General features: G+C 68.7%; 18 protein-coding genes and 8 tRNA genes. 19 read left to right on the top strand and 7 right to left on the bottom strand.

Annotated elements, in window-relative coordinates:
• Positions 1–44 precede the first annotated feature (44 nt).
• The 16 genes from BDD16_RS00500 (at position 45) to BDD16_RS00425 (ending at position 10,687) form a co-directional block, all read left to right on the top strand.
• Positions 45–1,103 (top strand): SPOR domain-containing protein, encoded by a 1,059-nt coding sequence (locus BDD16_RS00500; protein WP_179632042.1) that lies wholly within the window; start codon positions 45–47, stop codon positions 1,101–1,103.
• A 9-nt stretch (positions 1,104–1,112) separates the two neighbouring features.
• Positions 1,113–1,643, top strand: a complete 531-nt coding sequence (locus tag BDD16_RS00495) for a CvpA family protein (protein WP_179632040.1) — start codon at positions 1,113–1,115, stop codon at positions 1,641–1,643.
• A gap of 95 nt (positions 1,644–1,738) precedes the next feature.
• Entirely contained in the window at positions 1,739–3,259 is a 1,521-nt protein-coding gene (gene purF / locus BDD16_RS00490) for an amidophosphoribosyltransferase (protein ID WP_179632038.1), read from the top strand.
• 32 nt (positions 3,260–3,291) lie between these two features.
• Entirely contained in the window at positions 3,292–4,536 is a 1,245-nt protein-coding gene (locus BDD16_RS00485) for an O-succinylhomoserine sulfhydrylase (protein ID WP_179632036.1), read from the top strand.
• A 25-nt stretch (positions 4,537–4,561) separates the two neighbouring features.
• The gene (gene gltX, locus BDD16_RS00480) at positions 4,562–5,956 is read left to right on the top strand and encodes a glutamate--tRNA ligase (protein WP_179632034.1); all 1,395 of its coding nucleotides are present in this window, start codon (positions 4,562–4,564) and stop codon (positions 5,954–5,956) included.
• A gap of 72 nt (positions 5,957–6,028) precedes the next feature.
• A tRNA-Ala gene (locus tag BDD16_RS00475) sits at positions 6,029–6,104 on the top strand.
• Between the two features lie 35 nt (positions 6,105–6,139).
• Positions 6,140–6,215: transfer RNA gene (locus BDD16_RS00470), tRNA-Glu, on the top strand.
• Positions 6,216–6,231: 16 nt separating this feature from the next.
• Positions 6,232–6,308: transfer RNA gene (locus BDD16_RS00465), tRNA-Asp, on the top strand.
• Between the two features lie 21 nt (positions 6,309–6,329).
• Positions 6,330–6,405: transfer RNA gene (locus BDD16_RS00460), tRNA-Ala, on the top strand.
• 12 nt (positions 6,406–6,417) lie between these two features.
• Positions 6,418–6,493 (top strand) — tRNA-Glu (locus tag BDD16_RS00455).
• 24 nt (positions 6,494–6,517) lie between these two features.
• Positions 6,518–6,594: transfer RNA gene (locus BDD16_RS00450), tRNA-Asp, on the top strand.
• Between the two features lie 22 nt (positions 6,595–6,616).
• A tRNA-Glu gene (locus BDD16_RS00445) sits at positions 6,617–6,692 on the top strand.
• A gap of 23 nt (positions 6,693–6,715) precedes the next feature.
• Positions 6,716–6,792: transfer RNA gene (locus BDD16_RS00440), tRNA-Asp, on the top strand.
• A gap of 163 nt (positions 6,793–6,955) precedes the next feature.
• A complete protein-coding gene (locus tag BDD16_RS00435) occupies positions 6,956–8,350 on the top strand; it encodes a phosphomannomutase/phosphoglucomutase (RefSeq protein ID WP_179632032.1) in 1,395 nt (464 codons plus the stop codon).
• Between the two features lie 22 nt (positions 8,351–8,372).
• Complete coding sequence (gene waaC / locus BDD16_RS00430; RefSeq protein WP_179635926.1) at positions 8,373–9,371, top strand: lipopolysaccharide heptosyltransferase I; 999 nt, start codon at positions 8,373–8,375, stop codon at positions 9,369–9,371.
• Positions 9,368–10,687 carry a 3-deoxy-D-manno-octulosonic acid transferase gene (locus BDD16_RS00425; RefSeq protein ID WP_310732755.1) on the top strand — a complete coding sequence of 440 codons (1,320 nt, stop codon included), beginning with the start codon at positions 9,368–9,370 and terminating at the stop codon, positions 10,685–10,687. The genes waaC and BDD16_RS00425 overlap by 4 nt, the downstream gene beginning before the upstream one ends.
• Here the strand turns inward: BDD16_RS00425 and BDD16_RS00420 are convergent.
• Genes BDD16_RS00420 through BDD16_RS00395 form a run of 6 tightly spaced genes read right to left on the bottom strand, consistent with a single transcriptional unit; the run spans position 10,662 to position 18,082 of the window.
• Entirely contained in the window at positions 10,662–11,993 is a 1,332-nt protein-coding gene (locus BDD16_RS00420; RefSeq protein WP_179632030.1) for a TolC family outer membrane protein, read from the bottom strand. The two genes, BDD16_RS00425 and BDD16_RS00420, sit on opposite strands and share 26 nt — an antisense overlap.
• A gap of 28 nt (positions 11,994–12,021) precedes the next feature.
• Positions 12,022–12,363: a rhodanese-like domain-containing protein gene (locus tag BDD16_RS00415; protein WP_179632029.1), complete on the bottom strand. Its 342-nt coding sequence runs from the start codon at positions 12,361–12,363 to the stop codon at positions 12,022–12,024.
• 16 nt (positions 12,364–12,379) lie between these two features.
• Positions 12,380–13,033 carry a protein-L-isoaspartate O-methyltransferase family protein gene (locus tag BDD16_RS00410; protein WP_179632028.1) on the bottom strand — a complete coding sequence of 218 codons (654 nt, stop codon included), beginning with the start codon at positions 13,031–13,033 and terminating at the stop codon, positions 12,380–12,382.
• Positions 13,034–13,073: 40 nt separating this feature from the next.
• Positions 13,074–16,256, bottom strand: a complete 3,183-nt coding sequence (locus BDD16_RS00405) for an efflux RND transporter permease subunit (protein WP_179632026.1) — start codon at positions 16,254–16,256, stop codon at positions 13,074–13,076.
• A 15-nt stretch (positions 16,257–16,271) separates the two neighbouring features.
• Positions 16,272–17,411: an efflux RND transporter periplasmic adaptor subunit gene (locus BDD16_RS00400; RefSeq protein WP_179632024.1), complete on the bottom strand. Its 1,140-nt coding sequence runs from the start codon at positions 17,409–17,411 to the stop codon at positions 16,272–16,274.
• Entirely contained in the window at positions 17,408–18,082 is a 675-nt protein-coding gene (locus BDD16_RS00395) for a TetR/AcrR family transcriptional regulator (protein ID WP_179632022.1), read from the bottom strand. Before BDD16_RS00395 ends, BDD16_RS00400 begins: the two co-directional genes overlap by 4 nt.
• A gap of 132 nt (positions 18,083–18,214) precedes the next feature.
• Here BDD16_RS00395 and BDD16_RS00390 point away from each other — a divergent pair, with 132 nt between their 5' ends.
• The 3 genes from BDD16_RS00390 to BDD16_RS00380 all read left to right on the top strand — a co-directional run bounded on the left by BDD16_RS00390 (position 18,215) and on the right by BDD16_RS00380 (position 20,313).
• Entirely contained in the window at positions 18,215–18,841 is a 627-nt protein-coding gene (locus BDD16_RS00390; RefSeq protein ID WP_179632020.1) for a YceB family lipoprotein, read from the top strand.
• 3 nt (positions 18,842–18,844) lie between these two features.
• Positions 18,845–19,873 (top strand): extracellular catalytic domain type 1 short-chain-length polyhydroxyalkanoate depolymerase, encoded by a 1,029-nt coding sequence (locus BDD16_RS00385; RefSeq protein ID WP_179632018.1) that lies wholly within the window; start codon positions 18,845–18,847, stop codon positions 19,871–19,873.
• Between the two features lie 86 nt (positions 19,874–19,959).
• Positions 19,960–20,313: a YXWGXW repeat-containing protein gene (locus BDD16_RS00380; protein ID WP_179632016.1), complete on the top strand. Its 354-nt coding sequence runs from the start codon at positions 19,960–19,962 to the stop codon at positions 20,311–20,313.
• A gap of 92 nt (positions 20,314–20,405) precedes the next feature.
• On the opposite strand, the gene BDD16_RS00375 is transcribed toward BDD16_RS00380, so the two are convergent.
• On the bottom strand, positions 20,406–21,893 hold the full coding sequence (locus BDD16_RS00375; protein WP_179632014.1) for a DEAD/DEAH box helicase: 1,488 nt from the start codon (positions 21,891–21,893) through the stop codon (positions 20,406–20,408).
• Positions 21,894–22,238 lie beyond the last annotated feature (345 nt).

Here is a 22,238-nt window from a genome sequence, read left to right as displayed (position 1 = left end):
CTGGCTCCACCACCCCGAGCAACATGGCCTGATGGCTGACACAGATGGGTTTGTTCTCCTTTCTCCAGCGCAAGAAACCGCCGGTTCCCGAAACCCGCAAGCGCACTCCGCCGCCCCAGGATCCTGTCACCGTCGAGGCGTTGCGCACCCGCGCGCGTCGGCGTCTGATCGGCGCGGCGGTGCTGGTCGGTGGCGCCGTCATCGGTTTGCCGACACTGTTCGACAAACCGCCGCGCCCGGCCGAGCAGAGTTTCAGCGTCCGCATGGCTGGTCCGGCAGGTTCGGACGGCTCGGCCAGCGTGTCGGTCAAGGCCCCGGCCGCGGCTGGTTCGGCCGCGCTGGCCCGGCAGGGCAGCGTCGAGGCAGCGCCCTCTGCGGGCGTCTCCGGTACCGCGGTCGCGGTGGCTGCGGCCGGCACGGCGGCAGCAGTCGGGCTGCTGCCGGGGACCGGCAAGAAGCCCCACGCCGATGACACCATCATCACCGAGACCAAGGCGGATCTGGAGGCGGACAAGCTCCGTGCCGACAGGGTCCGGGCAGAAAAGGACAAGGAAAAGGCCAGGGCAGAGCGGGCCAGGGCGGACAAGCTGAAGGCCGACAAGGCGCGCGAAGCCGAGAAGGCGCAGGAAGCCGAGCAGGCACGCGAAGCGGAAAAGGCCCGGCAGGAGCGCCTGGCCAAAAAGGCGAAGGAAGCCAAGGAAGCCAAGGCGGCCCGCGAAGCGCAGGATGCCCGTGATGCGGCCGATGCACGACGCGAAGCCGCCCGCAAGGCGCGCGACGCCCGAGAAGCCAAGGCGTTGAAGGATGCGAAAGAGGCCAAGGATGCGAAGGCGGCCAAAGCCACCAGACCGGATGGCGATGGCGAGAAGACCCGCCGCTACGTGATCCAGGCGGGCTCTTTCGCCGAGGCGTCTGCAGCGCGGGATCTGGGACGCCGCATCGGCAAGCTGGGACTGGATTCGCACGAACAGCGGGTCGAGACCGCCTCCGGCTCGGCCCGCACGCGGGTCCGGCTGGGGCCGTTCAATTCCAAGGAAGAGGCCCTGCGCGCTGCCGCTCGCCTCAAGGCGGCCGGGCTCAATGCCGCGGTGCTGCCGCTCTGAGAGTGAACCATGCTCGGTGACCTCGGCTGGATCGATCTGACGATGCTGGCGGTGCTGGCCTTGTCGGTGGTCGCCGGGATGTTGCGCGGGCTGGTCAGCGAGGTGATGTCGCTGGCGGGCTGGGTGGTGGCGTGGCTGCTGTCCCAGGCCTGGGCGCTGGATGTGGCTGCAGCGCTGCACATCGGCGAGCCGGGCGGGCAGGTCGCCCGCCTGTCCGGGCTGGTGATCACCTTCGTGGTGACGCTGCTGGCTTGGCGGGTGCTCACCTGGCTGCTGCAGCAGGTGATCCACGCGACGCCGCTGGCACCGCTCGACCGGTTGCTGGGTGCGGTGTTCGGCACCGTGCGGGGCGGGCTGATCCTGCTGGTGGCCGTGATGATGCTGGGCCTGACGCCGATGGTGCGCCAGCCGTCCTGGCAGGTGTCGGACGGGGTGCGCTGGCTGACGGCCGCGCAGGCGGTGCTGGCACCGTGGCTGCCCGGAGACTGGCGGCCGCTGACGGGCAGTGCACCGGAGCCGGCGGCCTCGGCACCGCGCTGAGCCGCAACGAATACACGAAGCACGAAGAGAACGAGGATGACCGCGCCGTCCGGCCCGGTGTCCGTTGGGAATGTCTTGAACAGATGGAGTGAGCGATGTGTGGCATCGTCGGTGTGATTTCCAAGTCACCAGTGAACCAGTTGATCTATGACGCGCTGCTGCTGCTGCAGCACCGTGGCCAGGATGCCGCCGGCATCGTCACGGCCATGGGCACGAAGTTCTTCATGCACAAGGCCCGCGGCATGGTGCGCGACGTCTTCCGCACCCGCAACATGCGTGCGCTGCCCGGCACGCTCGGTCTCGGCCAGGTCCGCTACCCGACCGCCGGCAACGCCTACAGCGAGGAAGAGGCGCAGCCGTTCTACGTCAACGCACCGTTCGGCGTGGTGCTCGTCCACAACGGCAACATCACCAACGCCCACGCGCTGAAGAAGGAACTGATCGACATCGACCGGCGCCACCTCAACACCGAGAGTGACACCGAGGTGCTGATCAACATCCTCGCCCATGAACTGCAGGCGGCTGCGCACGACCTGCCGCTGACCCCGGTGGAGGTGTTCAAGGCCGTCAGTGCGGTGCACCGCCGTGTCAAGGGCTCCTACGCCGTCGTGGCGCTGATCGCCGGCTACGGGCTGGTGGCCTTCCGCGACCCGAACGGCATCCGCCCGCTCTGCCTGGGCTCGATCGAGGTGGCTGGCAAGGACACCGAGTGGATGGTGGCCAGCGAGTCCGTGGCCCTCGAAGGCAATGGCTACCACCTCGTGCGCGATGTGGCGCCGGGCGAGGCGCTGTTCATCACGCTCGACGGCGAACTGCACAGCCAGCAGTGCGCGGTGGCGCCGTCGCTGAATCCGTGCGTGTTCGAGTTCGTGTACCTGGCGCGTCCGGACTCGGTCATCGACGGCATCTCGGTCTACCACGCCCGCCTCAACATGGGCGAGACGCTGGCGCAGCGCGTCATCAGCACGATGCCGCCGTCCGACATCGACGTGGTGATCCCGATCCCCGAGTCGAGCCGCCCGTCGGCGATGCAGCTCGCGCAGCGCCTGGGCAAGCCCTACCGCGAAGGCTTCGTCAAGAACCGCTACGTCGGCCGCACCTTCATCATGCCGGGCCAGGCCACGCGCAAGAAGAGCGTGCGCCAGAAGCTCAACGCCATCGGCATGGAGTTCAAGGGCCGCAACGTGCTGCTGGTCGACGACTCGATCGTGCGCGGCACCACCAGCCGCGAGATCGTGCAGATGGCCCGCGAGGCCGGCGCCAACAAGGTCTACATGGCCTCGGCCGCGCCGCCGGTGCGCTACCCGAACGTCTACGGCATCGACATGCCGACCTCGACCGAGCTGATCGCCCACGGCCGCACGATGGACGAGATCCGCGACTACATCGGCTGCGATGCGCTGATCTACCAGGACGTGGACGCGATGAAGCGCGCGGTGTCGTCGCTGAGCACCTCGCTGGCGGGGCTGGAGGCGTCGTGCTTCGATGGCCACTACATCACCGGCGACGTGAGCCCGGCCGATTTCGAGGCGATGAAGACCCAGCGCGCTGCCCAGCCCCAGGACGAGGAAGCGGGTGACCGCGGCCGTCTGGCCCTGCCGAATCCGAGCACCTGAGCGTCTCGATCCCCGACTTCTGGAGACCTGCCATGCGCAGCCGTGACCACACCGACCCGAAGCGCCTGCCGCGCGTGGACCTGCCCGCCGACGCGCGGCTGGACACCCTGGCCGTGCGCGAGGGGCTGCCGACGACGCCCTGGGGCGAAAACTCCGAGGCGCTGTTCCTGACCAGCAGCTTCGTGCACCCGGACGCGGCCACGGCCGCTGCCCGCTTTGCACAAGAAGAAGAAGCATTCGTCTACAGCCGCTTCACCAACCCGACGACGATGATGATGGAGCGCCGCCTGGCTGCGCTCGAAGGCACCGAGGCCTGCATCGCCACGTCGAGCGGCATGTCGGCGATCCTGCTGCTGGTCATGGGGCTGCTGAAGGCGGGTGACCACGTGATCTGCTCGCAGAGCGTGTTCGGCTCGACCATCAAGCTGCTGCAGGGCGAGTTCGGCAAGTTCGGCGTGCTGACCACCTTCGTGTCGCAGACCGACGTGGCCGAATGGCGCGCGGCCGTGCGGCCCGAGACGAAGCTGCTGTTCGCCGAGACGCCGAGCAACCCGCTGACCGAGGTCTGCGACATCCGCGCGCTGGCCGACGTGGCCCACGCCGCGGGCGCGCTGCTGGCGGTGGACAACTGCTTCTGCTCGCCCGCGCTGCAGCGGCCAGCCGATCTGGGCGCGGACCTGATCATCCATTCGGGCACCAAGTACCTGGACGGGCAGGGCCGCGTCGTGGCCGGCGCCATCTGCGGGCCGGAGGCGATCATCGACGGCAAGTTCATGCCGGTGATGCGCTCGGCGGGGATGTGCCTGTCGCCGTTCAACGCCTGGGTGGTGCTGAAGGGGCTGGAGACGCTGTCGATCCGCATGGAAGCGCAGGGCGCCCGCGCGCTGAAGCTGGCCGAGTGGCTGGAAGCGCAGCCGCAGGTGGCGCGGGTGTTTTATCCCGGTCTGCCCTCGCACCCGCAGCACGCGCTGGCGATGGCGCAGCAGAGCGGCAATGGCGGCGCGGTCGTCGGCTTCGTGACGCGCGGTGACACGCCCGAGGCGGCGCGTGCGAACGCGTTCGCGGTGATCGACGCGACGCGGATCTGCTCGATCACGTCCAACCTCGGCGACACCAAGACCACCATCACCCACCCGTCGAGCACCTCGCACGGGCGCCTCAACGAAGCGCAGCGCCTGGCCGCCGGCATCACGCAGGGCATGATCCGCGTCGCCGTCGGGCTGGAGCACGTCGAAGACCTGAAGACCGACCTCGCCCGTGGCCTGGCGTTGATCTGATCCGAACTGATCCCGAGTGAAGACCATGACCCAAGTTCGTACCCGTTTCGCGCCGTCGCCCACCGGCTTCATCCACCTCGGCAACATCCGCTCCGCGCTCTACCCCTGGGCCTGGGCGCGGGCCACGGGCGGTGTCCTGGTGCTGCGCATCGAGGACACCGACGTCGAGCGCTCGTCGCAGGCGGCGGTCGACGTGATCCTCGAAGGCATGCAGTGGCTGGGTCTGGACCACGACGAAGGTCCGTTCTACCAGATGCAGCGCATGGACCGCTACAAGGCGGTGCTGGCGCAGCTGGTGGAGCAGGGCTGGGTCTACCCCTGCTACATGTCCATGGCGGAACTCGACGCCCTGCGCGAGCGCCAGATGGCCAACAAGGAAAAGCCGCGCTACGACGGCACCTGGCGCCCGGAGTCGGGCAAGGTGCTGCCGGCAGTGCCGGAAGGCGTCCAGCCGGTGCTGCGGTTCAAGACACCGCAGGGCGGGTCGGTGGTCTGGGACGACAAGGTCAAGGGCCGCATCGAGATCAGCAACGACGAGCTGGACGATCTGGTCATCGCGCGTCCGGATGGAACGCCGACCTACAACTTCTGCGTCGTGGTGGACGACATCGACATGCGCATCACCCATGTGATCCGCGGCGATGACCACGTCAACAACACGCCGCGCCAGATCCACGTCTTCCGCGCGCTCGGTGTCGAGCCTCCGGTCTATGCCCACCTGCCGACCGTGCTGAACGAGCAGGGCGAGAAGATGAGCAAGCGCCACGGCGCCAAGCCGGTGACGCAGTACCGCGACGAGGGCTATCTGGCCGACGGCGTGGTGAACTATCTGGCGCGTCTGGGCTGGAGCCACGGCGACGACGAGATCTTCAGCCGCGAGCAGCTCATCGCCTGGTTCAACCTCGACCACCTCGGCCGCAGCGCCGCGCAGTTCGACGAGGCCAAGCTGCGCTGGGTGAACGCGCAGCACATGAAGGTCTGCGACAACGGCGTGCTGGCGGGGCTGGTCTCGGCGCAGTTCGCCAGCCGGGGTCTGAGCGTGCCGGCCGACGAGCGGCTGGCGGCCATGTGCGCGCTGTTCAAGGACCGCTGCAGCACGACGGTCGAGCTCGCCGACTGGCTGTCGGTCTACTTCGTCGATGTGCAGCCGGGCGAGGCGGATCTGGCGCAGCACCTGAACGAGGTGTCGCGCCCGGCCCTGATCGCGCTGCGGGATCGTCTGGCCGAACTGCCGGACTGGGATGCCCCATCGATCAACCAGGCGATCAAGAACACCATCGGTGAGCGGAAGGTGAAGATGCCGCAACTGGCGATTCCACTGCGCGTGCTGGTGTGCGGGCGTGCCCAGACACCGTCGATTGATGCGGTGCTGGCGCTGTTCGATAAAAATACTGTGCTCAAACGCTTGCAAGGCGTATGAATCCATTCCATAATCTTGTTCTCGCTTGAACAACGAAGCGCCTGACAAAAGAAACAAGCAATTGTGTCTTGAGGGGGTATAGCTCAGCTGGGAGAGCGCTTGCATGGCATGCAAGAGGTCAGCGGTTCGATCCCGCTTACCTCCACCATCAAAGCGCTTCGAAGTTCTTGAGACAAGTTTGAAGACTCCTTCGTCTAGAGGCCTAGGACACGACCCTTTCACGGTCGTTACAGGGGTTCGAATCCCCTAGGAGTCGCCAGATTTTGTGCCGCTGCGGAGTGGTAGTTCAGTTGGTTAGAATACCGGCCTGTCACGCCGGGGGTCGCGGGTTCGAGTCCCGTCCACTCCGCCACAAGTTGCGCAAGATGTATTTGGGGGTATAGCTCAGCTGGGAGAGCGCTTGCATGGCATGCAAGAGGTCAGCGGTTCGATCCCGCTTACCTCCACCAAATTTCCAGAATGACTCCTTCGTCTAGAGGCCTAGGACACGACCCTTTCACGGTCGTTACAGGGGTTCGAATCCCCTAGGAGTCGCCAAGTTTCAGATGGTTTTGCCACTGCGGAGTGGTAGTTCAGTTGGTTAGAATACCGGCCTGTCACGCCGGGGGTCGCGGGTTCGAGTCCCGTCCACTCCGCCATGTTTCAAGACCCGTCGAAGTTGACTCCTTCGTCTAGAGGCCTAGGACACGACCCTTTCACGGTCGTTACAGGGGTTCGAATCCCCTAGGAGTCGCCAGATTTTCAGTTTCGTACCACTGCGGAGTGGTAGTTCAGTTGGTTAGAATACCGGCCTGTCACGCCGGGGGTCGCGGGTTCGAGTCCCGTCCACTCCGCCAAAATTAGTTAGATCGTCTGTCCATGTGCCCGTTCATCTCCAGTGAGCGGGCATTTTGCATTGGTGGCTGCAGTTTCTGAACAACCGGCAGTCCGGTGGTGGCGCCCGAGGGGTACCTGCCTACAATGCGCGGGTTTCTTTCTATCGAACCAAGGTTCCTCTTTATGCAAGTGATCGCTTCTGCCTTCAAGGCCTATGACATCCGCGGCATCGTCGGCCAGGCGCTCGACGTCGTCTTCGCCGAACACCTGGGCCGTGCGTTCGGCACCGAAGCCCTGGCGCTGGGCGAGCGCGCCGTGGCGGTCGGTCGCGACGGCCGTGTCTCCGGCCCGGACCTGAGCGCCGCCCTGATCCGCGGCCTGGCCTCGACCGGCCTGGACGTGATCGACCTGGGTGCCGTGACCACGCCGATGCTCTATTACGTGGCGGCCACGCGCGGCGACATCGGTTGCCGCAGCGGCATCCAGGTGACCGGCAGCCACAACCCCAAGGACTACAACGGCTTCAAGATGGTGCTCGCGGGGGTGGCCATCTACGGCGACGCGATCCAGGGCCTGCGTGCCCGCATGGAATCCGAGACCTACACCACCTCGGCCACTCCGGGCAGCGTCACCGCCCACGACATCCTGCCCGAGTACACCGCCCGCATCACCGGCGACTGCAAGCTCGCACGCCCGATGAAGATCGTGGTTGACTCCGGCAACGGCATTCCCGGTGCCTCCTCGCCCGGCATCCTCAAGGCGCTGGGCTGCGAGGTGGTCGAACTGTACAGCCGTGTCGATGGCGACTTCCCGAACCACCACCCGGACCCCTCCAAGCTGGAAAACCTGGCCGACCTGATCAAGGTTGTCCACGCCACCGACTTCGAACTGGGCCTGGCCTTCGACGGCGATGGCGACCGCCTCGGCCTCGTCACCAAGGACGGCGAGATCATCTTCCCGGACCGCCAGATGCTGCTGTTCGCGCAGGACATCCTGACGCGCAACCCGGACGGGCTGATCATCTACGACGTGAAGTGCTCGCAGCGCCTGCCGGTGGGCATCCGCGCCGCAGGCGGCGTGCCGATGATGTGGAAGACCGGCCACTCGCTGATGAAAGCCAAGCTGCGCGAGACCGGTGCCCCGCTGGCCGGCGAGATGAGCGGCCACATTTTTTTCGGCGAGCGCTGGTACGGCTTCGACGACGCGATGTACACCGCTGCCCGGCTGCTGGAAATCCTGTCGCGCTTCGCTGACCCGAGCGCGGTGCTCAAGGCCCTGCCGACCAGCTTCAGCACGCCCGAGCTGAACGTCGCGGTGCCGGCGGGCAACCAGCACGCCATCGTCGAGCAGCTCATCGCCCAGGCCGACTTCCCCGGCGCCGAGATCGGCACCATCGACGGCCTGCGTGGCGACTACCCGGACGGCTTCGGCCTGATCCGCGCGTCGAACACCACGCCGGTGCTGGTGCTGCGCTTCGAAGGGCACACCGCCGAGGCGCTGGCCCGCATCGAGCACGACTTCATGGCTGCGCTGCGCAAGGTGATGCCGGAAGCCGAAGTGCAGGCCTCCGCGCATTGAAGGCGGAGGGCTCCTGTTGACCGTGCGGCGCGTCCTGATCGTCAAGCTGTCGTCCCTGGGCGACGTGATCCACGCGATGCCGGTGGTGGCGGACCTGCGCGCCGCACTGCCCGGTGTGTGCATCGACTGGGTGGTCGAGCCGGGCTTCGCGCCGCTGGTGCGCCGGGTCGAGGGCATCGGCGAGGTGATCGACTGTGCGCAGCGGCGCTGGCGCAAGCGCTGGTGGACGGCGGACGTGCAGCGCGAGAAGCAGGCCTTCCGCGCCCGCCTGCAGCAGCACCGCTACGACGTGGTGCTGGACCTGCAGGGCCTGACCAAGTCCGCGCTGGTGGCGCGGCAGGCCCGGACGACACCGGAGGGCCTGCGCTACGCACTGGGCAACCGCACCGATGGCTCGGGCTGGGAAGCGCCGACGCGCTGGCTGGCCGACCGGGCCATCACGCTGGCGCCGCACATCCACGTCGTTGACCGCTCGCGCCAGATGGCGGCCGAGGCGCTGGGCTACGCAGTGAGCGGGCCGCCGCACTTCGGTTTGCGCGCCCGCGTTGTGCCGTCGCCGCAAGCCCGCACGCTGGTCTTCGTGCACGGCACCTCCCGCGACGACAAGCTCTGGCCCGAGGCGCACTGGATCGCCTTCGGCCAGTCGCTGGTGCAGCGTGGTTGGCGCATCGCCCTGCCGCAGGCCAGCGAGGAAGAGGCGCAGCGTGCGCAGCGGATCGCCGCGGGCGTCGGCGCCGCGTCCTGTGATCTCTGGCCACGCATGGGGCTGGATGCGCTGGTGGACTGGATGGGCGGCACGCAGGGGGTTGTCGGCGTGGACAGCGGCCTGTCCCACCTGGCGGTGGCGCTCGACCTGCCGCACGTGCAGCTCTACAACTTCCCGACCGCCTGGCGCACCGGGCCGCTGCCCGAGCATGGCCACGCCCACCAGGTCAGCGTTGGTGGGGACCGTGTTCCCGCGCTGGAGGAGGTCGAGTCCGCCTGGCAGCGTGTGGCGGTGGCCCGCGGGGTGTCGCCTTGAACCTGCGGCAGCGACTGGCCTTGCTGGCCTACGGGGTATTGATGCGGCTGCTGGTGCCGCTGCTGCTGGTGCGCCTGTGGTGGCGCGCCCGGCAGGAGCCGCTCTATGGTCTGGCGATGCCCGAGCGCCTGGGCTTCGGGCCGGCCGCACCGCCCGGGGCGGTCTGGCTGCATGCCGTGTCGCTGGGCGAAACCCGCGCGGCCGAGCCGCTGATCCAGGCGCTGCGCCAGCTGCATCCGCAGGTGCATCTGTTGCTCACGCATGGCACGGCCACCGGGCGTGCGGCCGGTGCCACGCTGCTGAGCCCGGCGGACCACCAGTGCTGGCTGCCGCTGGACACGCCGGGCGCGACGCGCCGGTTTCTGCAGCGCCACCGGCCAGCGCTGGGCATCCTGATGGAAACCGAGGTCTGGCCCCGCCTGCTGTACGAGGCGCAGCGCGCCGCGGTGCCGGTGGTGCTGGCGAACGCGCGGCTGTCCGAGAAGAGCCTGCGCCAGTCGCTGCGTTTCGATGCGCTGCTGCGACCGGCTGCCGCGTCGCTGGTCCAGGCGCTGGCCCAGACGGAGGCCGATGCGCAGCGCCTGCGGCTGGCGGGCGTGCGCCATGTGCGGGTCGCCGGCAACCTCAAGTTCGACCAGCGGCCCTCGCCGGAGCTGCTGGCCGCGGGTGAAAGCTGGAGCGCTGGCCTGGCCCGGCCGGTGGTGCTGGCGGCCAGCTGGCGCGAGGGCGAAGACGCTCCGCTGCTGGCCGCCTGGCAGGCCATGCTCGCGCGTCGGGTGCTGGCCGGCGAGGCGCAGCGTGCACCGCTGCTGCTGCTGGTGCCGCGGCATCCGCAGCGGTTCGACGAGGTGGCGCGTCTGGTGTCGGATGCCGGGCTGACGCTGGTGCGGCGCAGCAGCTGGGGCGCCGGCGGGCCCGGTGCGCTGGCGCGCGAAGCACAGGTCTGGCTGGGGGACTCGATGGGCGAGATGCCGGCGTACTACGCCTGCGCCGACGTGGCGCTGCTCGGGGGCAGTTTTGCGCCGCTGGGTGGGCAGAACCTGATCGAGGCGGCGGCTTGCGGCTGCCCGGTGTTCATGGGCGCGCACACCTTCAATTTCACCCAGGCGGCCGAGCGTGCCGAAGCCGCAGGTGCGGCACGCCGGTGCGTCGATCTGGAGGAGGCCGTCTCCGCCGCCTGTGCACTGGCCGGGTCCCCGGCAGCGCGTGCGGTGGCGGTGGCCGCTGCGCAGACCTACGCGGGGCAGGACCAGGGGGCCGCGTGGCGCATGGCCGAAGCCATGCTGCCGCTTATTTCACCGACAGCAGTGCGTTGACGCCGTCGATGTCGCTGGCGGTCAGTACGCCTGCGGCCTGGCGCAGCTTCAGGCTGTTCACGAGCACGTCATAGCGGGCCTTGGCCAGATCGCGCTGGGTCGAGAACAGCTGCGTCTGCGCATTGAGCACGTCGAGATTCACCCGCACGCCCACCTTGTAGCCCAGCTTGGTGGCGTCCAGCGCCAGCTTGCTGGAGGCCTCGGCGGCTTCGAGCGCCTTGACCTGGGCGGTGCCGGACTGGACGCCGTAGTAGACCTGCCGCGTGGCCTGGGTCACGGCACGGCGGGCGGCTTCGAGTTCGTTGCGCGACTTCTCTTCGAGCGACACGGCTTCACGGACCTGGTTCTCGATGGCATTGCCGGTGTAGAGCGGCACCTTGAGCGTCACGCCAACCGACCGGCTGATCGAGGTGCCCGTGCCGCCGGACGAACTGGCGCCGGAGCCGCTGTTGTGCGCGCCGCCGAGCTGGCCTTGCAGATCGACGGTGGGCAGGCGGGTGGCGTCCGTGCGCTGAGTTTCCAGCTTCGCGATGTCGTAGGCCAGGCGGGCCTTGCGCACGGACGGGCTTTCGTCGGAGCGGTCCACCCAGGCATCGACCGGATCGGGCTGGGCCGGCAGCGTGACGGGCAGCATCAGGCCGTTGGGCTGCAGGCCGACGCGGCCGACGATCTGGTCCAGCGCCAGGCGGCGGGTGCGCACATCGTTGTCTGCCGCGATTTCCTGGGCCGTGGCCAGGTCGAAGCGGGCCTGGGCTTCCCGCGTGTCGGTGATGGTGGCCGTGCCGACCTCGAAATTGCGCTTGGCGGAGGCGAGCTGCTCGCTGATGGCGGTCTTGGACGCGCGGGCGGTGGCGAGCGTGTCCTGCGCGGCCAGCACGTCGAAATACGCCTGCGCGACCCGGACGGCCAGGTCCTGCTCGGCGCTGGCGAGGTCCGCCTGCGCGATGTCGAGGGCCTTGCGGGCCTTGTCGATGGTGAAGCCGTTGGAGCGGTTGAACAGCGGCTGCGTCGCCACCAGACCGAGCGAGGCGGTGTTGGTCGAGCGGGTGCCGAACAGCGGCGTGTCGGTGCCGGCATTCGCCACCCCGGCCTGCAGGCTGACGCTGGGGCGGACCAGGGCATCGGCCTGGGCGGCCTTGTAGCGGCTCGACTCGGCCGCGGCGCGCGAGGCCAGGTACGTCGCGTCGTAGGCCTTGGCCGCCTCGTAGACCTCCTTGAGGTTCTCTGCAGCCACCGGCGCGGACAGGGTTGTCAGGACGGCCGCAGCCAACAGGCCGAACGACAGGGGGTTCTTCAACACGGACATGGTCGCTTCCTCGAACTAGAACGGGAACTCAGTACACGGGCACACGCGGATCCACCTGTCGGGACCAGGCATCGATGCCCCCGGTGATGTTATACACCGAGGGGTATCCTTGCGCTTCCAGAAACAGGGCCACCTGCTGACTGCGCATGCCGTGGTGGCAGAGCGCAAGGATGGGCTGATCCCGGTCGATTTCGGCCAATCTGGCGGGAATTTGCTGCATCGGGATCGTGACCGATGCCGCACCGTCCAGCACTATCCGCGCGGTGGCGATTTCCCAGGGCTCCCGGACGTCCAGCAGCACCGGGTGCAGACCCTGTGCGGCGCAGGTGCGGACCAGCGCGGCGACCGCATCGACTCGGAGTTGCTGCATGGCCGCGTGTCCTGGTTCAGAACTTGAACGACGAGGGCTGCGCGAAGCCTTCGAGGCGCGGGGCCACGGTGTCGAACAGCACTTCGGTGGTGAAGTCGCGCTCGCTGACGCGGCGCACGCGCAGGGCGCGCATCATCGGCTCGTCGCCGACGACGGCCACGAGGCGGCCACCGACCTTGAGTTGCTGCAGCAGGGCCTTCGGCACTTCGGGCACCGAGCCGGACAGCACGATCGCGTCCCACGGGCCGCGGCCGGCGTCGCCGTTCGCACCGTCACCCTGGCGTACCTCGACGTTCATCACGGCGGCGTGGCGCAGGTTCTCGCGCGCCATCGCGACGAGTTCCGGGCGCTTCTCGTAGGTCACGACCTGCTGCGCCTTGTGGGCCATCAGCGCGGCCATGAAGCCCGAGCCGGTGCCGATCTCCAGCGCCTTTTCGTGGCGGTGCAGCTCCAGCTCCTGCAGCAGGCGGGCCTCCAGGCGCGGCGCCAGCATCACCTGACCGCCGGACAGCGGGATCTCCAGATCCGTGAAGGCGATGCTGCGGTGGGCGGCCGGCACGAAATCTTCGCGCTTGACGATGGCCAGCAGGGACAGCACCGACTGATCCAGCACGTCCCAGGGACGGATCTGCTGCTCGATCATGTTGAAACGGGCCTGTTCGACATTCATCTTGAATTCCTCGGGATCATGCGCAACGAAACCTGCCATTTTAGGAGCTGGCTGTGTCGTCGATCTGACGATCTGCAACCCGAGGCGCAATTCGGCGCCGCAGCCACGCCGCCAGATCGTCCATGTAGCCATAAACCACCGGCACCACCACCAGTGTCAGCACCGACGAGGTGACCACGCCGCCGATGACCGCCTGGCCCATCGGTGCGCGTTGCTCCGAGCCTTCCGACAGCGCGAACGCGAGCGGCACCATGCCGAAGATCATCGCCAGCGTGGTCATCAGGATCGGCCGCAGCCGCACCCTGGCCGCCAGCAGCAGGGCCTCCGAGCGCGCCAGCGGCTGCCCCGTCACCTCGCCGGTGCGGGCGCGGATGGCGAAATCGAGCAGCAGGATGGCGTTCTTGGTCACCAGCCCCATCAGCATCACCACGCCGATGATCGAGAACAGGTTCATCGTCGAGCCGAAGGCCAGCAGTGTCAGCACCACGCCCACCAGCGTCAGCGGCAGCGAACTCATCAGCGCGATCGGCTGCAGGAAGCTGCGGAACTGCGAGGCCAGGATCATGTAGATGAAGACCACGCCCATCGCCAGCGCCGACACGGCGTAGCCGAAGCTCTCGGCCATGTCCTTGGTCGAGCCGCCGAAGCGCCAGCGCATGCCGGGCGGCAGGGTCTGCGCCTCCAGCACCTGGCGCACGTCGGCCGAGACCTCGCCCAGCGAGCGGCCGTAGACGTTGGCAGTGATCTCCACCTCGCGGGTCAGGTCGCGGCGGTTGATCTGGTTGGCGGTGCTGTCGGCGCGCACGTCGGCGACCTGGCCCAGGCGGACGAGGCGCGGGCTGCCGTCGGCGTTGCTGCCGGCGACCAGGGTCAGGCGCTGCAGGTCGCCGACCGCGTCGCGGGCTTCGGGCGTCAGCCGCACCTTCACGTCGATGTTCAGGTCGTCGCTGGCGCGCCAGTTGCCGATCGTCTGGCCGGCCACCAGTGCGCGCAGGCTGCTGGTGACGCTGCCGACGCTCAGGCCCAGGTCGGCCGCCACGTCGCGCCGCACCTCGATCGCCACCGTCGGCTGGTTCGGCTTGGCGCTGGTGTCGAGGTCGACCAGACCCGGGATGCCGCGCAGCTTGTCCGCGATGGCGGCACTCTGGCGCTGCAGTTCGGCCAGGTCGCTGCCCTGGATCGACAGTTGCAGCGGCTTGTTGCCCCCGACCGCGTCGAGCAGGCCGACGTGCGTGACCGTGATACCGGGAATGCGCGCCAGCCGCTCGCGCAGCGGGCCGGTGAGCTGGTCCTGGTTGAGCGCGCGGTCCTTGCGGTCGACCAGGCGGATGTAGATCTGCGCGTAGATCTTGCCCTGCGCCTGGCCGGTGTTGATCGTCGCCAGCGTGTAGCGCACCTCGGGCCGCTCGCGGAGGATGGCCTCGACCTCGCGCACCTTGCCTTCGGTCACTTCCAGCGAGGAGCCGACCGGCGTGTTGAAGCTGACGAAGGTTTCCGAGTAGTCGGCCTTGGGCACGAATTCGGTGCCCAGCGACTTCACCAGCGCGAGGCTGGCGATGAAGGTGGCCAGCGCCAGGCCGAGGGTGGCCAGCGGGTGGCGCAGTGACCAGCCGAGCGCCGACTGGTACAGCGTCCCCAGCCCGTGCGCACCGCGGTCCACGGCGTGCGTGACGCGGCCGAGCGTGTGGTCGTAGAGCGTGCGCGGCTGGAAGGGCTGGCCTTCGCTGTGGATCGCCGGGTCGTGCCAGAGGGAGCTGAGCATCGGGTCGAGCGTGAAGCTCACGAACATCGAGATCAGCACTGCGGCCACGATCGTGATGCCGAACTCGTGGAAGAACTTGCCGATGATTCCGCCCATGAAGCCGATCGGCAGGAAGACTGCGACGATCGACAGCGTGGTCGCCAGCACCGCCAGCCCGATCTCTGAGGTGCCGTCCAGCGCGGCGTCGTGCGCCGACTTGCCCATCTGGACGTGGCGCACGATGTTCTCGCGCACGACGATGGCGTCGTCGATCAGCAGGCCCACGCACAGGCTCAGCGCCATCAGCGTGATCATGTTGATCGAGAAGCCGAAGAGCTGCATGAACAGGAAGGTACCGATCAGCGCGATGGGCAGCGTCAGCCCCGTGATGACCGTCGAGCGCCACGAGTTCAGGAACAGGAAGACGATCAGGATGGTCAGCGCAGCACCTTCGAGCAGCGTCTGGCGCACGTTGTTGACCGAGACGCGGATCGGCCGCGAGCTGTCGCGCACCACGCTCAGCTCGACCCCGGCGGGCACCTCGCCGCTGGCCTGCACCGCCGCGAGCGCCTTGTTCAGGCCGTCCACCACCTCGATGGTGTTCTCGCCCTGCGCCTTCTGGACTTCGAGCGCGATGGTGCGCTGGCCGTTGTAGAGGGCGAGCGAGTCGATCTCTTCCGGGCCGTCGACGACGCGGGCGACCTGGCCGAGGCGGATCAGCACCGTGCCGCGGCGGGCGACGACGAGCTGCGCGAAGTCCTCCGGGCGCTGCACCCGGCCGCGGATCTGCACCACGCGCTCGCTGTCGGCCGCGCGCAGCGTGCCGGCGGGCAGGTCCTGGTTCTCGGTCTTCACCGCCGCCATCACCTGCTCGGCGCTGACGCCGGCCGCTTCGAGCTGCTGCGGATCGAGGTAGAGGTTGATCTCGCGCCGCACCGCGCCGACCAGCGCCACCGAGCCGACACCGCGCGCGTTCTCCAGCCGCTTGCGCAGGGTCTGGTCGGCCCAGGTCGAGAGCTGCACGGCGTTGACCCGGGACGGATCGCTCGCACGCACGGCCAGCGTCCAGATCGGGCGGCTGGCCGGGTCGAAGCGCTGGACCTTGGGCTCCTTGACCTCCTCGCGCAGCAGCGGCTTGAGCACGGCCAGCTTCTCGCGCACGTCGTCGGCGGCGCGGCGGCTGTCGAGGTCGAGGTTGAACTGGACGATGACGACCGAGGTCCCCGAGTAGCTGCGGGAATTGATCTGGTTGACGCCCGCGATGGCATTGACCGCTTCCTCGACCTTGCGCGTCACCTCGGTCTCGACGATCTCGGCCGAGGCGCCGGGGTAGTCGATGCTGACCACGACGGTGGGGAATTCGACGCTCGGGAACTGGTCGACCTTGAGCCGCTGGAACGAGAACAGGCCGAGCACGACCAGCGCCAGCATGGCCATGGTGGCCATCACCGGGTTGGTGATGGAGATGCGGGTGAACCACATGGCCGGCGGCTCCGCTCAGTGCGCCGCGGCGACCAGCCGGGCGGGCGTGCCGTCGCGCACGGTGCCGAGGCTGCCGCGCAGGATGCGGTCACCGTCGCGCAGGCCGTCGGTGATCTCGACCGATTCGATCCGGTCCACCAGCCCGCGCGCGCCGGTTTTCACCGTGCGGCGACGCAGTGCGCTGCCGTCGAGCACGACCACGTAGGGCAGGGCGTCGTCCAGCCGCACCGCCGACAGCGGCAGGCTCAGCGCGCGGCGCTGCTCCAGCGCGACCGTGCCGCGGGCGAACAGGCCCACGCGCAAGCCCGGTGCCGGCTGCAGGCTCAGGTAGACCAGCACGGCGCGGGTGCCCGCCTGCGTGGCCGGATTCAGGCGCACGACCTGGGCGCTGACCGGATCGGGCAGGCCTTCGACGCGCAGCTCGGCGGTCGCGCCGGCCCGCAGCGTGCCGGCGTCCGCGGCGGGCAGGGCGGCTTCGAGTTCCAGCCGGCTCAGGTCGACCACTTCCAGCACGCGGGCATCCACCGCGACCCGCTCGCCCGGCTGCGCCAGCCGCTGCGAGACGGTGCCGCTGATCGGCGACTTGAGCACGGTGTCGGCCTGCGCCTTGCGGGCCAGATCGGCGGTGGCGAGGGCCGCCTGCAGACTGGCCTGCGCCGCGGCGTGGTTGGCGACCGAAGTGTCGAGCGCCGTCGCGGAAATGAAACCCTGCGCGACCAGCGCGCGGTTGTTGTCGAGCTGGCGCCGGGCGATGTCCACCTGCGCGCGGGCGGCTTCGGCCTGTTGCACGGCCTGCTTCACGCGCAGTTCGAACTCGGTGGTGTCGATGTCGCCGACCACCTGGCCGGCGCGCACGCTGTCGCCTTCGCGGGGTCCGAGGTGGCGCAACTCGCCCGCGACCTTGGCCTTGACGATGGCCGTGCTGACGGCCCGCACGCTGCCGGAGAGGGCCTGCGTGCGGGACAGGTCGGCCATCTGGGCCATGACCAGATCGCCATCGCGCAGGTCCAGCGCCGGCACCGGCGCCGATGCGGCGGCGCTGGTGGCGGGCGGCGCCGTCGGTGCATCGGACCTGCGACCTTGAACGAGCCGGAAGCCCAGCGCCAGGGCGCCGAGGACCAGAACGGCGAGCGCGAACTTGACGGAGCGGTTCATGGCGTGGGTGACGTCGTGGGTACAGGGGCGCGCAGGCCGCCCAGCAGGAGCTCGATGTGCTGGCGGATGAACTGATGCGGCGCCTGCACCAGCGGATCCACTGCGCTACAGGCGCCGAGGGAATGTTTGTGGATGCACAGCATCACCATGGGCAGCACCAGCGAATGCACCACCCCGCCGACGTCGACCGGACGGAACTCGCCGCGGTCAATGCCGCGCTGCACGACACCGCCGATCAGGTTCTGGCCCGGCTCCACCACCTCGCGGGCGTAGAACTCGGCGATGTCCGGGAAATTGCGCACTTCGGTGATGATGAGCTTGAACACGCCGGAGGCGTCGCTGTCGATCACGTCCTCCCACCAGCGGGAGAGCACCTCCAGCAGCAAGTCGCCGCAACTGCCCTCATGCTCCGCCACCTGGCGCGCCCCTTCGGCGATCTGGCTGGACAGGCGCTGTGCGATGACGGCCTTGAGCAGCTCTTCCTTGCTGGCGTAGTACAGGTAGAGCGTGCCCTTGGACACGCCGGCTCGGGCGGCGACCTCGTCGGTCCGCGTCGCCGCGAAACCCTTCTCCACGAACAGGCTCAGTGCGGCATCCAGCAGTTCCTGCGGACGTTCCGCCTTGCGTCGCTGGTGCGAGGTGGTGGAGGTAGGCTCGGGGGATGGGGTCAAGGTGCAGGTGCGTTAAGTGACTAACCGGTCAGTAATGTAGTCCGTCCCGGTGATCCGGGTCAATCAGGATCGGCCGCAGCGCAGGCTGGCCTGACTAGAATGCGCCGGACGATCTGTCCTGGGAGTGCATAGATGCCTGTTGAACCGATCGATTGCCCTGTTGGCGCGCTGGCCAGGAGCGACCGCCGCCGTTGCCTGCGGGGCGGAGCGGCACTGGCCCTGCTGGGCCTGTCCGCCGGCTGGACGGGCTGCGCCACCAGCGGTCCGCGCGAGTTCACGCTGAGCGAGCGGCAGATCCTCGCGGCGCTGTCCGAACGTTTTCCCGCCAACCGGCGGGTGCTGGAGGTCTTCGACGTGCGGCTGGCGTCGCCTCGGCTGAAGCTGCTGCCGGCCGAGGACCGGCTGATGCTGGGCTTCGACCTTGGCGTGCAGGAGCGCCTGCTCACGTCGCGCGCATTCAAGGGCCATCTCATGTTCAGCAGCGGGCTGCGCTTCGATGCGGGCGACGCGACGGTCCGGCTCGACCGGGTCCGCCGCGAGAACCTGTCGATCGACGGCCTGCCGAGCCTGCTGGCGTCGAACGTGAACCGCTGGGGCGGACTGCTCGCCGAGGAATTGCTGGAGGGGGCGGTCGTGCACACGGTCGACCGTGCCGCTATCGACCAGGCCGCCCGGCAGGGCCTGCGTCCCGGTGCGCTCAAGGTGACGGAGGGCGGTGTCAGAGTGACACTGGACCCCATCCGCGCCCAGGGTGCCTGAGGCATGGCGCGCCGCCGCGTCAAGCTGTCCCCGTTGCTGGCCTCGACCCAGCGATTGACCACCGCCGCTGGCAAGATGGTGCAGCGTGCAGTGAACAAGGCCGTGAAGCAGGGCGTCCGGCAGGCGGTCCAGCAGATCGGGCAGCAAACCAGGGCCCATGCCAAGGCCCACGCACCGCCCCGGACCGGCGACTGGTCGACGGGGCTCGTGTTCGGTCCGGCGGGCGCGAGGCGCTACCGGCTCTACCTGCCGCCGGGCCTGCGTGCCGGTGCAGCGGTGCCGCTGCTGGTGATGCTGCACGGCTGCAACCAGGACGCCGAGGGCTTCGCTGCGCTGACGCGCATGAACCGCCTCGCGGCGAAACAGGGCTTCGCGGTGCTCTATCCGGAGCAGGACCGGCTGGCGAATCCCCAGGGCTGCTGGAACTGGTATGGCACCCGCTCCCACCTGGCCGATGCCGAAGCCGCCACGCTGCTGCTGGCGCTGGACCAGGTGCTGCGCCTGCATCCGATCGATGGCACGCGGGTGGCGGTGGCGGGCTTGTCGGCGGGCGCCAGCATGGCCGCGCTGCTGGTCGCCCGGGCGCCAGACCGGTTCGTCGCGGTGGCGATGCACTCGGGTGTGCCACCGGGATCGGCCGATTCGTCGCTGTCGGCCATGCGCGCGATGTTCGGACATGGGACGCCGGATGCGCTGGGTGCCAGTGCCGCGCACTGGCCGCCGCTGCTGGTGCTGCACGGAACGATGGACTTTGTCGTGTCGACGAACAATGGTGTGGACGCCGCCGCGCTCTGGGCTGCAGCGCTCGATGCGCGTGCGACCGCGGAGCGCACGGTGCAGCGCGGCGAGCGACGGGCGATGCGCATCACCGACTACCGCGTGGGGCGGCAGACGGTGGTGACGCTGGCGCTGGTGACGGGCATGGGCCATGCATGGAGCGGCGCTGCCAAGTCGCTGCCCTTCAGCGATCCGACCGGGCCGGACGCTTCCGCGCTGATCTGGGCCTTCGTGCGCCGCCAGTTTCCACGCTGAAGGGGACTTCCGTCAGCGCAGGCCCGTGCTGGCTCGTTGAACTGGTCTGTTCGACCACAAGGGCGCCGTTGCGCGCTTTGACCGCCATGACAACGACCAAGGTGACTTTCCCGGTGCGACGTGCGCTGGCCGTGACGATGCTGGTGTTCGGCACCGGGCTGGCCGGCTGCGTGGTGGCGCCCTATCCGCATCAGCGAGGCCATGGGGATGGCGGCGTTGTCGTGGTCGAGCCGCCGCCGGTGCGCATCGAACGACCAGGCCCCCCACCGGCTGTTGGCTATCTCTGGATCGAGGGGTTCTGGAACTGGTCCGGCGGGCGCCATGTCTGGATGCCCGGGCACTGGGAGCCGCAGCGCCAGGGGCAGCGCTGGGAGCCACGACGCTGGGAACGTGGCCAGCGCGGCTGGGAGCAGCGCGGCGGCGAGTGGCGCAGGCACTGAGTCCCGTCGCATTGCAGGTGAAAAAAAACCGGCCATCACTGGCCGGTTTTTTCATGTCCTGGCGGTTTGCCCCGCCGGGATTCGATCAGCGCTCAGCGCGGACCGTTGCTGCGCGGACGCATGGCCGGGCGGCCCGCACCGAAGCCACTGCGCGGGGCGCCACGGTCGCTGTCGAAACGGGGCGCGCTGCGCGGAGCACCACGGTCGTTGTCGAAACGCGGGGCGTCGCCACCACGCGGGCCGTCGAACCGGCTGTCCGGACGCGGACCGTCGTGGCGCGGAGCGCCATAGCCGGGGTTCGCACCACGGTAGCCACCGCCAGGAGCACCACGGCCCGGGGCACCACGGAACGGCGGACGACCACCTTCACGCATCGGGCCACGGTTCGGGTTCATTTCCGGCGCCGGACGGGTCGGCTCCAGACCTTCGATGATGCCGATCGGGATGGCACGGGTCGTGAACTGCTGGATGCGGCGGATCATCGACACGTCACGGCGCTCGGCCAGCGTGATGGCGCGACCGGTGCGGCCGGCGCGGCCGGTACGGCCGATGCGGTGCACGTAGTCCTCGGCCTTCATCGGCAGACCGTAGTTGATGACGTGGCTGATGGTCGGCACGTCGATGCCGCGGGCAGCGACGTCGGTGGCCACCAGGATGCGCAGCTCGCCACGGCGCAGGGCCATCAGCGTGCGGGTGCGGCGGCCTTGCGGCATGCCACCGTGCAGCGGTGCGACGGCGTGGCCCAGGTCGTACAGGCGGGCGGCCAGGTCATCGGCGTCACGCTGCGTGCTGGTGAAGATCACTGCCTGCTGCATGTCCTTGTCGGTCAGGATGTGCTCCAGCAGCGCGGACTTGTGGTCCAGGCTGTCGGCCCACAGGAGCTGCTGCTCGATGCTGGCGTGGTTGTCGGTGTGGTTGGCAACCTCGATGCGCTGGGCGTCGTCCTTGAGGATCTGGTCGGCCAGACGGCCCACCTGACCTGCGAAGGTGGCGCTGACCATGACGGTCTGACGCTCGGCGGGCAGCGATTCGGCGATGCGCTCGATGTCCTCGATGAAGCCCATGTCCAGCATGCGGTCGGCTTCGTCCAGCACCAGCAGCTCGACCTGGCCCAGGATGGCCTTGCCGCTGTCGAGGTGGTCGATCAGGCGGCCCGGGGTGGCGATCAGCAGGTCGAGCTGACCACGCAGTGCCGCGAGCTGGGCGCCGTAAGGAACACCACCGACGACGGTGGCGACGCGCAGACCTTGCACGTGGCGGCCGTAGGTCATCGCGGCCTTCGAGACTTGCAGCGCGAGTTCACGCGTGGGGGTCAGGATCAGGACGCGGGGGCCCTTGTTCGGCTGGAAGCCCTTGACGCCGCGTGCAGCGGCGTCGGCACGGGCGGCGAGCACACGCTCCAGGGCGGGCAGGACGAATGCAGCTGTCTTGCCGCTGCCGGTGTTGGAGCACACGCGCAGATCGGAGCCGGCGAGGGCGGCGGGAATGGTGCGTGCCTGGACTTCGGTCGGGGTCTCGTAACCGGAATCGGTCAGGGACTTCAGCAGGACTTCGTTCAGGCCAAGGGTATCAAAGCTCATGGGTTCTCATCTGGCACCGTCGATGGGCGCCGTTCAGGCTAGCGCTGTCAGCACAATACGTGCGACAAGCGCAATGGCGGGCCAGCGTCCATGGGGCGTCATCCGTCAACGCGCCACGCTCGCAAGCTTCAAAGGGGTGGAGAAATAGCCCGCCCGGGTCGAACAGCATCGCCGCCGACCGCGCCTGCAGCCCCGCAAACAAGATCCTGAACAACATCAGGATTCGAATGCCGGAGGGATGAGGGGAAAGAGGAAGGTCAGAGGGGATGAACGAAACAGCTGTGCCTGTTGTCGTTGCTGCCATGCGAAGGTCGATGAAGACGTCGCGGCAGTTGCGTCAGAGAC

It is taken from the genome of Sphaerotilus montanus (assembly GCF_013410775.1).
GTDB lineage: Bacteria > Pseudomonadota > Gammaproteobacteria > Burkholderiales > Burkholderiaceae_C > Sphaerotilus > Sphaerotilus montanus.
This window is presented reverse-complemented; position numbering and strand designations above follow the sequence as displayed.

Bases quoted from the DNA above. Each gene is read 5' to 3' on its own strand.
- BDD16_RS00500 (WP_179632042.1), top strand. From the start codon at position 45: ATGGGTTTGTTCTCCTTTCTCCAGCGCAAGAAACCGCCGGTTCCCGAA.
- BDD16_RS00495 (WP_179632040.1), top strand. From the start codon at position 1,113: ATGCTCGGTGACCTCGGCTGGATCGATCTGACGATGCTGGCGGTGCTG.
- purF (WP_179632038.1), top strand. From the start codon at position 1,739: ATGTGTGGCATCGTCGGTGTGATTTCCAAGTCACCAGTGAACCAGTTG.
- BDD16_RS00485 (WP_179632036.1), top strand. From the start codon at position 3,292: ATGCGCAGCCGTGACCACACCGACCCGAAGCGCCTGCCGCGCGTGGAC.
- gltX (WP_179632034.1), top strand. From the start codon at position 4,562: ATGACCCAAGTTCGTACCCGTTTCGCGCCGTCGCCCACCGGCTTCATC.
- BDD16_RS00435 (WP_179632032.1), top strand. From the start codon at position 6,956: ATGCAAGTGATCGCTTCTGCCTTCAAGGCCTATGACATCCGCGGCATC.
- BDD16_RS00420 (WP_179632030.1), bottom strand. From the start codon at position 11,993: ATGTCCGTGTTGAAGAACCCCCTGTCGTTCGGCCTGTTGGCTGCGGCC.
- BDD16_RS00415 (WP_179632029.1), bottom strand. From the start codon at position 12,363: ATGCAGCAACTCCGAGTCGATGCGGTCGCCGCGCTGGTCCGCACCTGC.
- BDD16_RS00410 (WP_179632028.1), bottom strand. From the start codon at position 13,033: ATGAATGTCGAACAGGCCCGTTTCAACATGATCGAGCAGCAGATCCGT.
- BDD16_RS00405 (WP_179632026.1), bottom strand. From the start codon at position 16,256: ATGTGGTTCACCCGCATCTCCATCACCAACCCGGTGATGGCCACCATG.
- BDD16_RS00400 (WP_179632024.1), bottom strand. From the start codon at position 17,411: ATGAACCGCTCCGTCAAGTTCGCGCTCGCCGTTCTGGTCCTCGGCGCC.
- BDD16_RS00390 (WP_179632020.1), top strand. From the start codon at position 18,215: ATGCCTGTTGAACCGATCGATTGCCCTGTTGGCGCGCTGGCCAGGAGC.
- BDD16_RS00385 (WP_179632018.1), top strand. From the start codon at position 18,845: ATGGCGCGCCGCCGCGTCAAGCTGTCCCCGTTGCTGGCCTCGACCCAG.
- BDD16_RS00380 (WP_179632016.1), top strand. From the start codon at position 19,960: ATGACAACGACCAAGGTGACTTTCCCGGTGCGACGTGCGCTGGCCGTG.
- BDD16_RS00375 (WP_179632014.1), bottom strand. From the start codon at position 21,893: ATGAGCTTTGATACCCTTGGCCTGAACGAAGTCCTGCTGAAGTCCCTG.